The sequence below is a fragment of the Rossellomorea sp. NPDC077527 genome (assembly GCF_044542955.1).
Classification (GTDB): domain Bacteria; phylum Bacillota; class Bacilli; order Bacillales; family Bacillaceae_B; genus Rossellomorea; species Rossellomorea aquimaris_E.
The window spans coordinates 407,150-422,313 of the sequence record NZ_JBITVL010000003.1; the positions used below are offsets into that span (position 1 = coordinate 407,150).

Sequence of the window (15,164 nt, forward strand, 5' to 3'; positions counted from 1 at the left end):
CTACTAAGTCGCCTCATTTTCTTTGAAGCGTTGCTTAGCATTCGGGTTAACTCTGGTTGTGTGTTTTATTCTTTATATTGATATGTTCCTCTATGCTTCTTCATTCTTCTCGTCTCTTTGTCAAAGAAGCTATATACAATCGGGATGACGTATATCGTTAATAATGTAGAACTGATGAGTCCACCAATGACGGCAATCCCCATCGGTTGATTGATTTCTGTACCTTCTCCTATACCAAGAGCGAGAGGTAATAAACCTAGAATAGTCGTTAAGGCCGTCATGAAGATCGGTCTTGCGCGGTCCTGGACAGCTTCCACGATACTGTCAAAGCTATTGGTCCCGGATTCTTTACGCTGATTGATATAATCGACGATGACGATCGCATTATTGACAACAATTCCCGCGAGAACAATCACTCCAATGATGGCTGAAATACTGATAGGTGTCTGCGTAATGCTAAGAGCGATAGCTACTCCTATGACCATGAGCGGTACGGTGAACATGATGACAAACGGATACTTAAATGATTCAAATTGTGCAGCCATCACCATGTATACTAGAACGATGGCCAGTCCAAGTGCAAGTGCCATGTCGTCAATGGAGTCCTCTAGTAGCTCCCGATCTCCACTGAAAGAAACAAGGGTTTCATTCGGTAGATCCAAAGATTCGATCTTTTCATCAACTGCCTTGGAAATCGCACCAAGATTGGTTTCAGATGTATACTTCAGTGTAAATTGTACGGCATGCTGCTGATCGATCCTCTGAATGCTGACAGGTCCATCTTCAATCGAAAAGTCTACGACGGAATTCAACTGAATGTACTTTCCCTGACCATTTGGAATGAGGAGCTTTTTTAATGAATCAAGATTCTCCGTGATATTCCGGTCATATTGTACAAGTACATTGATGACATCGGAATCTTCCGTGACCATCTGAGTTGTCAGCACCCCCCGTGTGACATCCTGAACGAGGGTCCCGATCTGAGCTGGGGCCAATCCCTGTCGAAGAGCTTCCTCTCGATTCACCTTCATTTGAACCTCTTTTACCGTTTCCATCTGATCTGTCGAAACTTCGGAAACATCCTTCATCTCTTTCAATGAGGAGAATAATTTATTCACTGCTTTATCCAAACGATTCTGATCCGTATCCCTTAAATTAAACGTTAAGGTTTGAGGACTTGAACCTGAAGTGGATTGTAGATTAAATGAAACGTCAGCTGATTTATTAACTTTTTGTGCTGCCTTTTCCACTTTAGGCTTCACTTCATCCGCAAAATTAAAAATCGACCTATTCCTCTCCTCCAAAGGCTTCATTTTCACATAAACCTCTGCAATATTCCCTTTCGTACTTCCCCTGAAAGATTCCTCCTGGGTCGTCCCGACAAGACTGACAAATACATCAACATCTTTTTCCTTCTTTAATTCTTTTTCAATTGCTTTTACCACTTTGTTGGTCTCGTCAACGGATGCACCATTTCCCAGTTCGACCCTCATGTTGAAAAATCCTTCATCAGTAGGCGGCAAAAACTGAGTTCCTACTGTCGTAAGCCCCAGACCACCTGCCACTAGAGTAATGAGTGTGATAAACAACACGATGAACCTGTGACGTAGCGCCCACTTTACAGAGCGAGCGAAATTTTTTCTACTTTTAGACCGTCTTCGTTTTGCTTCCAGGTTTCCTTTTGGTTTTTTCAATAATCTGCTAGCCAGCATCGGAATAACCGTTAAGGCTACAACGAGTGAAGCCAGCAAGCTAAATGAGATGGTCAAGGCGAATTCGGTGAATAGTTCACCGAGTAATCCAGAGATGAAAACAACCGGCAGAAATACAGCAACCGTCGTAAGAGTTGAGGCCGTAATGGCTCCCCCTACTTCTTTTGCCCCAATACTAGCCGCTTCTCTTGCGCTTTTACCAAGGGACAGGTGGCGGTAGATATTCTCAATGACGACAATCGCATTATCCACGAGCATCCCTATCCCAAGAGCAAGTGCTCCGAGTGTCATGATATTTAATGCGAAATCGGCAAAGAACATAAGAACGAATGTAACGATGACAGAGTAAGGAATCGCTACCCCGATAATGAGAGGACTTCTTACATTCTTTAAAAACAGAAAGAGTACAAGCATCGCAAAAGCTCCGCCTATCAAGAGGGAATTAGCTATATTTCCGATAGCTTGGGTGATATAATCACCCTGATCGAATAAGACATCCGCTTTAATCGATTGATATTGATCTTGCTTGAGGAGGCGATTGAGCTCTTTTTGAAATGCTTTAGATACAGAAGCCGTGTTTGCGTCGGATTGTTGCAATACACTGAACAATATGGCCGGCTCTTGATTAGCCCGCGTGATCGTATCCATATCTTGTTGTCTTTTTTCAACGGTTGCAACATCTGAAAGCGTGATTTTCTTACCTGTTTGAGGATTCACTTGGAGAACCAATTCCTTTAATTCATCCACAGACTGCAATTTGCTTAATACCCTTGTCGTCAAGGTTTGGCCATTTGTATCAATCGTATCACCGGGAGCAGTCACATTGTTTGCACGAATGGTATTAACGACCATCTCCTGACTCAAACGATGATCCTTGAGAGATTGCTGATTCAATTCAATAACCACTTCATCTTTTAACGACCCTGAGACATTAACGTTAGCTACACCCTCGACTCTCGTAAGTTCCAATTTCAATTTCTCTGATAATGTCTTTAAATTACTCTCGTTCCCCTCTTCCCTCAAGGAGAATTGGATGATCGGAAACTGGGCAGGGTCAAATTTTAGAAATCTTGGATTTTCTGCTCCATCCGGGAGAGGAGTCTGATCCAATCTTTGAAGGACATCGTTTTCTATATCATCGATGGAAGTTGACCACGTAAATTCCAGGAGGATGAAGTTGGAACCTTCCCTCGAAGTCGACTGAATGTTTTTCATCCCGGGAAGGGTTGATAAGCTTTCTTCCAGGGGTTTCGTTACCTTTTCCATCACTTCCTGAGGACCCGCTCCAGGATAATTGGTGACTACGACCCCTACTGGAGGATTGAGGTCCGGAATGAGTTTTAGGGGTATCTTCAGAAGGGACACCCCTCCCAGGATAAGGATAAGCAGCATGGTAACAATGGTGAATACAGGACGGCGTATGGAAAAATCACTAATCTTCAATGGAGTGCTCCCCTTTCTTTATCTATTCCAATTTATTATGTTATGGAAGCAGTTACTGTTAACTATAGTCTCTTCAGGAAGATCCTTCAATATTTAAGCGTCTAAGGAAAAAAATAACTTTTTATTTTCTTTGCCATAAATAATTCCACCCCATCTGTGTACACTATTTTTATACTGTTATGTAAGGAGTATGATAATGGCGAACTGGGTTCCCTTTGTTTTCCTTAGTCTTTTCAGCATTTTCGTTTTAACTTTTATGGTGGTTAAGAACCGTCATTTGTCAGCTCAAATCATCTTATTTTGGCTATTTATTTCCGGGTTGGCATACGTATTCGAATACATCATTTTTGTCCTATTCAACAGCTATACGTATCATCCCCATATATTATCGAATAATTACAATGATAGTGTTTTAGGGTCCATTAGCTCTCAAGCATTTTCTGTTCCAGTTGCCATCACATATATTGTTTTGTACAGGCTGACTATAAGCCGTATTCTTATCATCATCAGCGTATTTTTCCTAATTGAAACCTGGTTCATCCACACAGACCTATACGAACATCATTGGTGGGAATCCTATTACACATCCTTTTTCCTCATCATTTCTGTCCTACTGGCCAAGTCGTGGTGGAGGTTTCTAGGGGATCGTTCAAATCATTATATCCAATTTATCACCTTATTCTTTGCACTCTCCACCATCACTCTATCTTTCGCCTGGGTTCTTTCTTCCCTTTTGAACCTGTATATCATTCCATTGAACCATTTTTCTAACCCTGTCAGGGATTTAATCGCTGGCAATGCCATTTATATCTGGTTCACCACTTACTTTTACAGCCTCCTGATTTACTTTAGAAATGGTGATTGGAAATTTGCTTTATGGAGCGTCCTTTTTCTTTTTACCGTTGAATTTTTCATGGTACAGGATGGTGTGCTGATAATGGAAAGCCCCTTGCTGCTATTTACTCTCCCACTTTTCCATTTTTCCATGATTTTTGCGGGTAGTTATTGTTACAGCCAGTATTTTAATACGAATGTTGAATTCCATAAAAAAGGACTGTCCTATAAGTGAATCAACTTCCTGTAAGAGGTGAGATTGATTCAAACGGACAGTCCTTTTCTATTCAAGACCTATATCAATTCGTAATGGCGGGATTGTTTCCAGTTCCTTCTCTTTCAATCGTCCAGCCTGTGAACCCGTATAGAATGGTAATGACTGGTGAGATAAGGCAGAATACCGCAAACGGTAAATATTCCATGGTTGAAACGCCCAATACATCTGTCAGGAAAATACCGCAAACGCTCCATGGGACAAGCGGGTTTACGACTGTACCTGCATCTTCCAATGTGCGGGAAAGTGTCTTTGGATGAATTCCCAACTTCTTATATTGAGATTGAAATGCTTCGCCCGTCAATAATATGGATAAGTATTGCTCCCCGACTACAAGATTGATACCAATAGCCGATAATGCAGTTGAGAGAATAGTCCTGCGTCCCGATTGAATGACAGAGGACACTTTATTTAATAATGCAGGGATGATCCCAAGTTTAAATAGTAATCCCCCTAGGCTCAGAGAAAGAATGACAAGGGAAACGGTGAACATCATGCTGTCCACTCCCCCTCTAGTCAAAAGAGAGTCGATGGATTCTACTCCTGTCTTGGACGTATATCCTGAAAATAACACTTGAAAGAGTTCATTAATCTTTAATGCCCCATGTAAAAAAGATAGTAACACAGAGACGGCTATCGTAATGGCAAGAGTAAATAATGCCGGTGCTTTATATACAATAAGTACAACAAGCAACAAGACAGGGATTAAACTGTACAAATGGATAAGATTCGTTTGCTTCAATCCTTCTTGTAATGCGTTCAGCTGTGCCAAATCGATATTGCCATTCCCTGGTGACAAGACACCGAACACAAGCAGCGTAATGAAAAAGGCGGGTACTGTGGTCCAAGCCATATTTCGAATATGGGTAAAGAGGTCCACCTTGACAATGGAAGACGCAAGGTTGGTCGTATCCGACAACGGGGACATCTTATCACCGAAGAAGGCACCTGAAACAATAGCACCAGCTGTTATGGCCATGGATAATCCCATAGCCTCACCAATCCCAATCAACGCAACACCGATGGTTGCAGCCGTTGTCAATGAGCTTCCAATCACTATTCCACTTAAGGACGTAAGCAAAAAGGCGATGGCATAAAAATAATGCGGAGTGACAAATTCAAATCCATAATACATTAACGTAGGTATGGTACCACTGATTAACCAGCTGCTCACCAGGAGTCCAATGAAGAAAAATAATAGAACGGCACCTAATCCGCCCTGTGCACCTGCTATCATTCCCTGTTCGATTTCTTTGAATGGGACTTTGCGGAGAAGCCCATAAACCATTAAAAAGAATAGGGAGAGGATGATCGGGATATGTGGAACCGATCCAACCCCAATAATACTGATACTGATGATCCCGAGTACAGCCAGCAATACAGCGGCTGCTTCCGGAACAGCAGGTTTATGGACACTTTTAATGTTTAACATCGTAACACTTCCTTCTCTTTGTTGAATTATGCTGTTTGAATGAAAATAGATAACAAAAAGAACCCTCCATCCCCTGATAGGGACGAAGAGTTCTCCGCGTTACCACCCTAATTGAAATAAATATATGCCATGGATAATATCCACTGACTTACTATTTATCCCCACTTCATAAAGGTTGTCTCTTGATAAACCCTTTAAAGGATTTATAAACAATGTAATTCAGAAATAAGTCAACCTGAACTTCCACCTTGCGTCCAGTCTCTGATTGCTGTTCGACTTTTTCCTACTGCGTTGTTTAAGACAATGAATATGTGATTGATTGTCAAGAGTATCTTTTACTCTTAAACGCTTTTAAGCTTTTATGCATTAAAGTAATTGATAGTAGTATATTATCATGTTCTGTTCATTTGTCAAGGTCTCTTTATTCAAAAAGAGGCTCGGATATCACTGAATATATCCAATCTAAAGACGAACTATCTTTACACATTACCTTTATAGAATCACTTGTTACACCGCTGTTAATTTCCGTGCAAGACTTCGCTTTCCTCGGGCGGAACGAGTCTTCGTCTTGCACTCCAATCAACAGCTAGAGCTTGCTGCATACATAAGTGTTCTTAAGTCAAAACAATCAAAAATCCAAACGATTTCGAATTTCGAATTTCGAAAAATCGTTTGGATTTCACTTTGACTAAAACACTTTTGCCCCAGCTTCATATATTAAGCGTATTGAGACTCTGTAAATGGTGCCATCGCCTCTGAATGGGGCTTCCCTATAAAATATCCTTGTCCATAGTGGATGCCTATTTCTTTGCAAAAGAGCAGTTCTTCTTTTCTTTCAATACCTTCTGCCAGCACCAAAATATTTAAGTCACCAGCAATCTTCATTACTTTACGTAAAAATTCCTGGTTTTGTACATCACGATCACAATGTTTGATATATGAGCGATCAATTTTTACATAATCAGGTTGCAGCAGCGTTAGCATGTCAACCGTTGCAAATCCTGAACCTACATCATCAAGGGCTACCTTCATTCCTTCCCTCTTATATACGTCTAGTACCGAACGCAAATGATCAACATCCTTTATCTTTTCTGTTTCAACAACCTCAAATACCAGATCCTTTGGATCTACACCACATTCATCCACAATCTTGAACGTGTGGCGTAAGCAGAATTCAGGATTATAAATGGTGGATGGAAGAAAATTGATAAAGCTCTTCGTACCTGGAGCCACCTGACCTTGTCTGCACTCAATCGCTGATTTCCTCGCTTTCTGGTCTAACATGGAATGAAATCCTGTACGAGTAGCCGCTTTAAATAATTCTGCTGGATTGAACTTCTTCTTGTCATTCTCTTGACGCAAGAGAGATTCATATCCAAAAAGACTATAATCCTCTAATGCGATGATTGGCTGAAGATGACTCTTAAATTCTCCCTTTTGAATGACCTTTACCATTTCTCTATTTCGAATCAAATCCATGAATTCTCTTGAAGGCATGAAGACACCAGGCTGTGCTGAACAATTAATGCTGCAGGTCCACCCGTCCCTTATCATTAACGGTTCCATGTCTGACAGGCTATCGTACAGTTGATCCAAAGTATCATATTGATATTCATACATGCCTCCTTCAGATATTTGATATGCATCTGCCAATGGAACAGGATGAGGTTGTTCATTATGTAAGAAAAAAAAACCTTTTTCATAATATTCCATCTGTACACCGCAGTTCGAACAAGCGTACTCCATTCATTATCACACTCTCTTTCGATTGGAAGCATTTAATACCCATACCCACATAGTAAGTCTTTAAACCCATTAAACACCAATTATTATCATTAACTGTAGTAAAATGGAGGGATGCAAGCTGGTAATGAAGAGTAAATAGTAATAAAATGTTTTTCACAATAACAAAACACCCCTCCTGGGACAGGAGGGGTGCTAAAACCAGCTTACATCAGACTGTATAGTCGAATATCCGGGTTTTTATCATTGAACCATCTCATAGCGAAATCATTTTCGAATAGGAATACAAGATTTTCGTGACGATCTTTCACTAACATGCTTCGGGAGCTAGACATAGACTCCTTCACATCTTCTTCATTTTCAATCCATCGAGCGATTTTAGATCCGATTGGCTCCATTTTCACATCAACGTTATATTCGTTTTTCATACGATGTTCAAATACTTCAAATTGAAGTTGGCCAACTGCTCCAAGGATGATATCTTCCGTCCTGGTCTTATAATATTGAATGGCCCCTTCTTGAACAAGTTGAAGGATTCCTTTTTGGAAGTGCTTCTGCTTCATCACGTTCTTAGCAGTAACCCTGACAAAAAGCTCAGGGGTAAATTGAGGCAGCTTTTCATATTGAAAGCCCTGCTTACCTTGAACGAGTGTATCACCGATTTGGTACGTACCTGTGTCATAAACCCCAATGATGTCCCCACTTACTGCTTCATTTACCGTACTGCGGTCATCTGCAAGAAATTGAGTGGATTGCGCAAGCTTAATCGACTTTCCAGTACGGGAAAGATTCACTGTCATCCCTCTCTCAAACTGCCCTGAGCAAATGCGTACAAACGCTATACGGTCACGATGAGCAGGATTCATATTGGCTTGAATCTTAAAAACAAATCCGGAGAAATCCTGTGCTGTCGGTTCGATCTCCCCAGCGTCTGAATTCCTTGGTTGGGGAGAAGGTGCAAATTCCAAATACGTTTCCAGGAATGTCTGTACGCCAAAATTCGTTAATGCGCTCCCGAAAAACACAGGTGATAGTTCCCCATTGGCAATCCTTTCCCTTGAAAATTCATTGCCGGCTTCATTCAAGAGCAATACATCTTCCAGGGTTTGATGATAAAGGTTGCTTTCTTTAAGAGAATGCTCCCCTTCTATTTCTCCTTCTTCATTTAAAGGGATAAAGCGATTATCTTCTTCTACACGGAACTGTTCGATCCGATTATGGAAACGATCATAAATCCCCAAAAATTCTTTACCCATTCCAATCGGCCAGTTCATTGGATATGATTGAATGCCTAATACCTCTTCAAGCTCTTCCAATAATTCCAACGGTTCACGTCCCTGGCGGTCAAGCTTATTGATGAATGTGAAGATCGGAATGCCTCTCATACGGCAAACTTTGAAAAGCTTTAGAGTTTGAGCTTCAATCCCCTTGGCTGAATCTATGATCATTACTGCGCTGTCAACAGCCATCAACGTTCTATACGTATCTTCAGAGAAGTCCTGGTGACCCGGTGTATCCAGAATGTTCACCCGATAATCATTGTAATCGAATGCCATGACAGAAGAAGTTACAGAAATACCTCTCTGTTTCTCAATTTCCATCCAGTCAGATGTAGCAAACTTTCCTGATTTTTTTCCTTTAACCGTTCCAGCAGCGCGTATTGCTCCGCCAAATAGAAGAAGCTGTTCTGTTAAGGTTGTTTTCCCTGCATCCGGGTGGGAAATGATGGCGAAAGTCCGTCTAGATTGAACTTCCTGTATAAAGTCTATTTTCATTCATAAAATCCTTTCTCGTCATTCTCACTTTCTCATCATATTCGTTCTAAAGTAACAATGCAACAAAGAATCAGTAGGGTGCGAATGAATACTGTAGACGAACTCGGAAGGTGCATCTTCCTATGACACTATAGAGGTTTCTATTAGGGTCAAAAAGCCACTACATTTCTGTAGTCCACTGGATGATCCTTGAACTTAATGAAACAGCGGCTTCTTCATATACACGTTCTTTTAATGAATGAACTAATTTTGATTGGATAGAATCCTCCTCATACCTAAAAGAATACGACCATTCTATGTCGGGAACGGCAATGACAAAAAACTCTTCTTTCTTATTTTCATAAATATATACTTTTTGTTCCAAGCCTTCCAAAAAATTTTTTCTGATCTTCATTTTTGTATCCCCTTTCATGAAAACGCTGTATTTGCGCATACTATTAGCGATGTTGTCCGTACAACTTTCGACAAATCTTGCAATTGTAGGTTGTCAGACGTCTGAAAGAATTGTAAAATAAAATTCCGAAAGCATCAAGTTTCAATCATACTTATCAAAGAGGTGAAAGACGTGCAATATTTATGGGGTATCATGGGTATCATTGTCGTTATGGGAATTGCTTTTGCATTTTCTAAAAACAAGAAGCGGGTTAATTTCAGAACAGTCCTTGGTGGGCTTGCTATACAGTTATTTTTCGCTTTTATCGTGTTAAAGACATCTTGGGGGCAGGAAGCTCTTAAAGGATTGACCGAAGTGGTGAATGCCATCATCAATTATTCTAATGAGGGGATCACTTTCCTTTTTGGTGGCCTTTACACAGAGGAATCGAACATTGCGTTCATTTTTGCATTTAATGTCCTTCCTGTCGTAATTTTCTTCTCAGCTTTAATTTCAGTTCTTTATTATCTTAAGATCATGCAATTTTTCATCAAGATTTTAGGTGGCGGGTTATCTAAACTGCTGGGAACAAGGAAAGCGGAATCATTGTCTGCCGCTGCCAATATTTTCGTAGGACAAACAGAAGCTCCTTTAGTCGTAAGACCTTTCTTATCCAAAATGACTGAATCAGAACTCTTCGCCGTCATGACGGGAGGATTGGCATCCGTAGCAGGTTCTGTACTAGTGGGTTATTCTCTATTAGGAGTTCCTTTGGAATACTTACTTGCTGCAAGTTTCATGGCTGCTCCTGCAGGTCTTGTAATGGCCAAGTTATTTGTGCCTGAAACAGATGACTCTCCTGAACCTGAAGCGTTTGAAATGGAAGCGGATTCGGAATCTGCCAACGTGATTGATGCTGCGGCAAACGGTGCGAGCGTTGGTCTTCAATTGGCGTTAAACATCGGTGCGATGCTACTTGCATTCATTGCACTGGTAGCCCTTATCAACGGCTTGCTTGGCTTCGTTGGTGGATGGTTCGGATATGACAGCCTTTCACTTGAACTACTTCTTGGCTATGCCTTTGCACCACTTGCATTTGCTATCGGTGTGCCATGGCATGAAGCAATTACTGCAGGAAACTTCATTGGTCAGAAGCTTGTCATAAATGAATTTGTTGCGTATTCTGCTTTCGCACCGGAAATTGGAAATCTTTCCGATAAAACAGTAGCAATCATTTCATTTGCACTATGTGGATTTGCGAATCTTTCTTCCCTGGGGATTTTACTCGGTGGACTTGGAAATCTCGCACCAAACCGCAGAGCTGATATTGCCCGTTTAGGAATTAGAGCGGTCATTGCAGGTGCACTTGCTTCATTATTAAGTGCTGCCATTGCAGGAATGTTCATATAATCCCTATGTATTAAAAAAGAAGCGATCCGTCAAAGGAACGCTTCTTTTTGTTTATGGGTAGCGGATAAGTCGGGTATGAACACTTTATCATGGGCCAGACAGATTTTCCCTTTACCCGTCCCCTTTGCCTCATAGAGTCTTTGATCAGCAAGTGCAATCAATTTTTCAGGTTCAAGGGTTTCGGTTGATTGAGACTGTCCGAAGCTCATGGAAATCGGAATCGGCTCCAATCTTTTTAATTGTGCGTATAACTCATTCAGGAACCTGCGGATGGTAAGTTCATCCATGTAGGGCAAGAGAAAGACAAATTCCTCCCCACCATATCTGAAAGCCTGTCCATTATATGCCTCCGCATGCAAATCAAAGATTTCCCCAGCCTTCCGAATGATTTCGTCCCCTGTTAAATGGCCGTACTCATCATTCACTTTTTTGAAATCATCTATATCTCCAAGAAATAAGATAAAGGATTCATTATCCTCCAGTTTGCGTCTGAATCTTTCCTGGAAGGAACGATGATTAAATAAGCCTGATAAATAGTCTTTATGCGCAAGATGATGATAGGCTTCTTTCTGAACATACTGAGCCCGCTCCCTCAGCATGATTAATGCTCCGAACAAACCAATGATCCAGAGAAAAAACAGGTTGGATGTCAACGTGAAATAGTGTTGAAATTCAGTCATATCCACTGTCACAAGCCCCATCACAACATAGGCGATACTAAAGACAGTTAGTGAGATCAAGGCACCTTTCGTCCTCCAGTAAATCGTAGCATGCATAACGAATAATATGGAGATGGGATAGAGCGGGCTATGTATACCTTCTGACAAAAACATCAACCAGATCAGTGCAAAAAAATCAAAAACGATTCCCGCTTTCAGAATGAACGGAAGACTTCTCTTGTCTCCCCTTACCCGTATCAGTGCTATTTGGGTCACCAACATATAAATGGCACCTGATACTAATAAATAGGGAAAAATGGCTTTGTTCGTCGTGATATTTTCTGTAAATGGTGGAATGTAAAAAATGAGTGTGGCAATGATTAAAAAAAGCCACCTCAATGTGGAAAACAATTTTTCTGTTTGATAATCATTCAAATATAATGAAAACTTCATACGCTTCATTCTTTCATCTTTTAATATATAATTTAAATTTACCAAAGATTGTGAATTTCGTCCATCCCGATATAAAAGAAGAAGACCAATATGTGTCATATTGGTCTGTTCATCTTGAAAGATTATTCAGTTATCCCATACTTCTGCTTGCTTTCTTCAGCAGCGATTTGTTTATCGCTATGAGGATATTTCGTATTTTCGATAATTTGATAATCTTCATGTCCTTTTCCTGCAAAGATGATGATATCACCTGGTTCGCTTACTTCAATGGCATGCTTAACGGCTTCAGCACGATCACCGATGAGGGCATATTGGTTGTGCTGCATCCCTTTCTCCAGATCGTTCAGGATGCTGTCGTACTCTTCATATCTCGGGTCATCCGTCGTGAGGATGACATAGTCTGCAAGCGATGCTTTTTCTGCCATGGTAGGACGTTTTGTCTTATCACGGTTTCCACCCGTACCGACCAGGAAGATGATTTTATTCTCCTTGAAAGGAAGGACGGATTGAATGGCATTCTCAATGGCATCAGGAGTATGGGCATAATCGATATACACTGAGAGCGGCGCCTTCATTTCCACTTTCTCCATTCGTCCGTTTACAGGAGGCAGTTCTCGGACAATCTCTACCAGCTTCGATATTTCCATTCCTCTAGCATATAGACATGCCATAGCAGTCAAGACATTATACACATTGAATTTTCCTAAGAGCTTCATTTCTACATCGAAGCTACCCTCTGGTGAATTCAACGTGAACCTTGTTAAATCATTGAAATATTCAATATTCACTGCCTTGAAATCTGCATGTGCTTCTAATCCGTAGCTGATGACTTCATGGGGGGTCATGTAGCTATAGCGTTCGTACCATTCATCATCTGCATTCAATACGACATACTTTGGATTCTGAAGATCCTGACCTAATTGGGAAAATAACAGGCCTTTAGCATAACCGTAATGCTCCATCGTTCCATGATAATCCAAATGGTCATGACTCAGATTTGTAAAGGCGACAACATCAAAGTCGATTCCCCACAATCTGCCAAGAGCTAAACCATGCGAGGATACCTCAAGGGTGAAGTTATCTATTCCCCTATCTAACGCACTTTGCATCATCTCTTGGTTTGTTAGATTATCGCATGTCGTGTTTTCACTTGGAAGCATCTCCCCATCGAGGTTAAAGCCGATGGTACCTGATAATGCAGAGCGCTGATCGGCACTCTTCAGCATAGAATGGATCAGATTACTGACTGTAGTCTTACCATTGGTTCCGGTAACACCGAACACCGTGAGCTTCTGTGAAGGATAGTTGTAAAATTTATTCGATAATTGGGCCAACGCCTTAAATGTGTCTTTTACTACGACTAGTGCTGCTTTACTTAAATCGATATCCAGCTGTTTTTCTGCCACAATCACTGTGGCACCTTTTTCAACCGCCATGGCAGCGAAGTCATGGCCATCCACCGTGTACCCTCTGGTGCATACAAATAGGGTGTCATCAGTCACTTTCCTTGAGTCGACGTGAATAGCGCTTATTTCTGAAGGAAGTTCACCGTAAACCGTTTTTAATTTCATGCTTTCTAACAGATTATATGTAATCATTCTTATACCTCATTTTAATTAATTGTGTCTTTATTTTATCCTATCATCTCAGGTTTGATAAGAGAAATACCTCCTAAACTATGAACTAAATTTTCTCACACAAATGTCACCTACCCATACTCCGTATAATTGAAACCAAAAAAGCCCCCCAACACCCGTATGACGGAAGTTGGAAGACCGCTTCATTATTCAATCACCATTTTTGATTGCACATAATGCCAAAGTAATGTTTCAGTATGAAGAATCGACGACTCATGTGTACGTTCATAAGCATGAGAAGCATCGATACCTGCTCCAATTAAACCATGGACGATGTCAAATCCTGCACGGATTGCCGCTGAGGCATCGGAACCGTAATAAGGATAAATATCCACCTTATAGTCAATGCCATGTTCTTCTGCCAGTGAAATGAGGTGCTTGCGAAGTCCGTAGTGGTAAGGTCCACTTGAATCTTTCGCACAAATGGAGACGGTATACTCATCCGTAGATTGCCCATCACCGATTGCCCCCATATCGACTGCCAAATACTCAACCGTTTCCTCTGGAATATTCGAATTCCCCCCATAACCGATTTCTTCATTGTTCGATATCAAGAAATGGGTCGTGTATGGAAGCGTTATGCCCTCTGATTGAATGTGACGTATTAATTGCATGAGCATGCCGACGCTCGCTTTGTCATCTAGATGTCGGGACTTAATAAATCCGCTCTCCGTGATTTCAGCACGGGGATCGAAAGATACAAAATCACCCACTTCAATGCCCAGTTCCCTCACTTCTCCGGCATTTTGGACTTTCTCATCAATCCGGACCTCTATATTTGTTTCATCACGCTTCGCTTCACCTGCATTTTTGTATACATGAACGGATGTTTGATGCATGAGGATGGTTCCACTGTAAGTTTTGCCTGAAGATGTTTCAATCTGGCAGTACTCCCCTTCGACTGCATTCCACCTGAATCCTCCAATCATGGATAACCGTAACCGACCATCGTTCTTAATTTCCTTGACCATGGCACCAAGTGCATCTACATGTGCCGTCAGCATTCGATGCCTTTCTGTGTCTTCCCCCGGTAAGGTGATGATGAGGGCACCTTTTCGATTCCTTTTCATCTCCACATTTGAATCAGAAAGATACTCTTCAACATAGTTCATAATTTTATTGGTATTGCCTGAAGGGCTTGGGATCTCCACAAGCTCCTTTATCAATTGTATGGTTTTCTTAGTATCTGGATATGTATTCATTTGACTCCCTCCCTTCTTTTATTATACCTTCATTCACCAGATGACTACAAATACTGTTTACCGAATATTCCATCGAATGAACTCTGTTTCCTGCCCTCTTTCCCTTACAAATTTTTTTCTCTTATTTTTATTGAACGGATGAACGAACCCACAATGATCACAGCTGTACATAACGATATTCCCTCCCACTTTTCGCCCGGAGATTTGCATCCAATTT

General features: G+C 41.1%; 10 protein-coding genes. 2 read left to right on the forward strand and 8 right to left on the reverse strand.

Annotation, left to right across the window (positions count from 1 at the left end):
* Positions 1 to 65 precede the first annotated feature (65 nt).
* Complete coding sequence (locus ACIGG7_RS11975; protein WP_397549879.1) at positions 66 to 3,155, reverse strand: efflux RND transporter permease subunit; 3,090 nt, start codon at positions 3,153 to 3,155, stop codon at positions 66 to 68.
* A 196-nt stretch (positions 3,156 to 3,351) separates the two neighbouring features.
* Between ACIGG7_RS11975 and ACIGG7_RS11980 the strand changes: the two genes are divergently transcribed.
* Complete coding sequence (locus tag ACIGG7_RS11980; protein WP_397549880.1) at positions 3,352 to 4,224, forward strand: hypothetical protein; 873 nt, start codon at positions 3,352 to 3,354, stop codon at positions 4,222 to 4,224.
* Between the two features lie 64 nt (positions 4,225 to 4,288).
* Here the strand turns inward: ACIGG7_RS11980 and nhaC are convergent, their stop codons facing one another.
* From nhaC to ACIGG7_RS12000, 4 genes are all read right to left on the reverse strand, one after another.
* A complete protein-coding gene (gene nhaC / locus ACIGG7_RS11985; protein WP_397549881.1) occupies positions 4,289 to 5,695 on the reverse strand; it encodes a Na+/H+ antiporter NhaC in 1,407 nt (468 codons plus the stop codon).
* A gap of 717 nt (positions 5,696 to 6,412) precedes the next feature.
* Positions 6,413 to 7,315 (reverse strand): EAL domain-containing protein, encoded by a 903-nt coding sequence (locus tag ACIGG7_RS11990; RefSeq protein WP_397549882.1) that lies wholly within the window; start codon positions 7,313 to 7,315, stop codon positions 6,413 to 6,415.
* Between the two features lie 329 nt (positions 7,316 to 7,644).
* Positions 7,645 to 9,213, reverse strand: coding sequence for a peptide chain release factor 3 (locus ACIGG7_RS11995; RefSeq protein ID WP_224941479.1), 1,569 nt, complete (start codon positions 9,211 to 9,213; stop codon positions 7,645 to 7,647).
* A 160-nt stretch (positions 9,214 to 9,373) separates the two neighbouring features.
* Positions 9,374 to 9,607 carry a YueH family protein gene (locus ACIGG7_RS12000; protein WP_397549883.1) on the reverse strand — a complete coding sequence of 78 codons (234 nt, stop codon included), beginning with the start codon at positions 9,605 to 9,607 and terminating at the stop codon, positions 9,374 to 9,376.
* A gap of 171 nt (positions 9,608 to 9,778) precedes the next feature.
* On the opposite strand from ACIGG7_RS12000, the gene ACIGG7_RS12005 reads away from it, so the two are divergent.
* The gene (locus tag ACIGG7_RS12005; protein ID WP_397549884.1) at positions 9,779 to 10,996 is read left to right on the forward strand and encodes a NupC/NupG family nucleoside CNT transporter; all 1,218 of its coding nucleotides are present in this window, start codon (positions 9,779 to 9,781) and stop codon (positions 10,994 to 10,996) included.
* Positions 10,997 to 11,025: 29 nt separating this feature from the next.
* On the opposite strand, the gene ACIGG7_RS12010 is transcribed toward ACIGG7_RS12005, so the two are convergent.
* From ACIGG7_RS12010 to ACIGG7_RS12020, 3 genes are all read right to left on the reverse strand, one after another.
* Positions 11,026 to 12,108: a GGDEF domain-containing protein gene (locus tag ACIGG7_RS12010; RefSeq protein WP_397549885.1), complete on the reverse strand. Its 1,083-nt coding sequence runs from the start codon at positions 12,106 to 12,108 to the stop codon at positions 11,026 to 11,028.
* Positions 12,109 to 12,230: 122 nt separating this feature from the next.
* Positions 12,231 to 13,706, reverse strand: a complete 1,476-nt coding sequence (locus ACIGG7_RS12015; protein ID WP_397549886.1) for a UDP-N-acetylmuramoyl-L-alanyl-D-glutamate--2,6-diaminopimelate ligase — start codon at positions 13,704 to 13,706, stop codon at positions 12,231 to 12,233.
* A gap of 185 nt (positions 13,707 to 13,891) precedes the next feature.
* Positions 13,892 to 14,947 carry a M42 family metallopeptidase gene (locus tag ACIGG7_RS12020; RefSeq protein WP_224941484.1) on the reverse strand — a complete coding sequence of 352 codons (1,056 nt, stop codon included), beginning with the start codon at positions 14,945 to 14,947 and terminating at the stop codon, positions 13,892 to 13,894.
* Positions 14,948 to 15,164 lie beyond the last annotated feature (217 nt).

Coding starts and splice junctions, on each gene's coding strand:
- ACIGG7_RS11980 (WP_397549880.1), top strand. CDS start 3,352: ATGGCGAACTGGGTTCCCTTTGTTTTCCTTAGTCTTTTCAGCATTTTC.
- nhaC (WP_397549881.1), bottom strand. CDS start 5,695: ATGTTAAACATTAAAAGTGTCCATAAACCTGCTGTTCCGGAAGCAGCC.
- ACIGG7_RS11990 (WP_397549882.1), bottom strand. CDS start 7,315: ATGTATGAATATCAATATGATACTTTGGATCAACTGTACGATAGCCTG.
- ACIGG7_RS11995 (WP_224941479.1), bottom strand. CDS start 9,213: ATGAAAATAGACTTTATACAGGAAGTTCAATCTAGACGGACTTTCGCC.
- ACIGG7_RS12000 (WP_397549883.1), bottom strand. CDS start 9,607: ATGAAGATCAGAAAAAATTTTTTGGAAGGCTTGGAACAAAAAGTATAT.
- ACIGG7_RS12010 (WP_397549885.1), bottom strand. CDS start 12,108: ATGAAGTTTTCATTATATTTGAATGATTATCAAACAGAAAAATTGTTT.
- ACIGG7_RS12015 (WP_397549886.1), bottom strand. CDS start 13,706: ATGATTACATATAATCTGTTAGAAAGCATGAAATTAAAAACGGTTTAC.
- ACIGG7_RS12020 (WP_224941484.1), bottom strand. CDS start 14,947: ATGAATACATATCCAGATACTAAGAAAACCATACAATTGATAAAGGAG.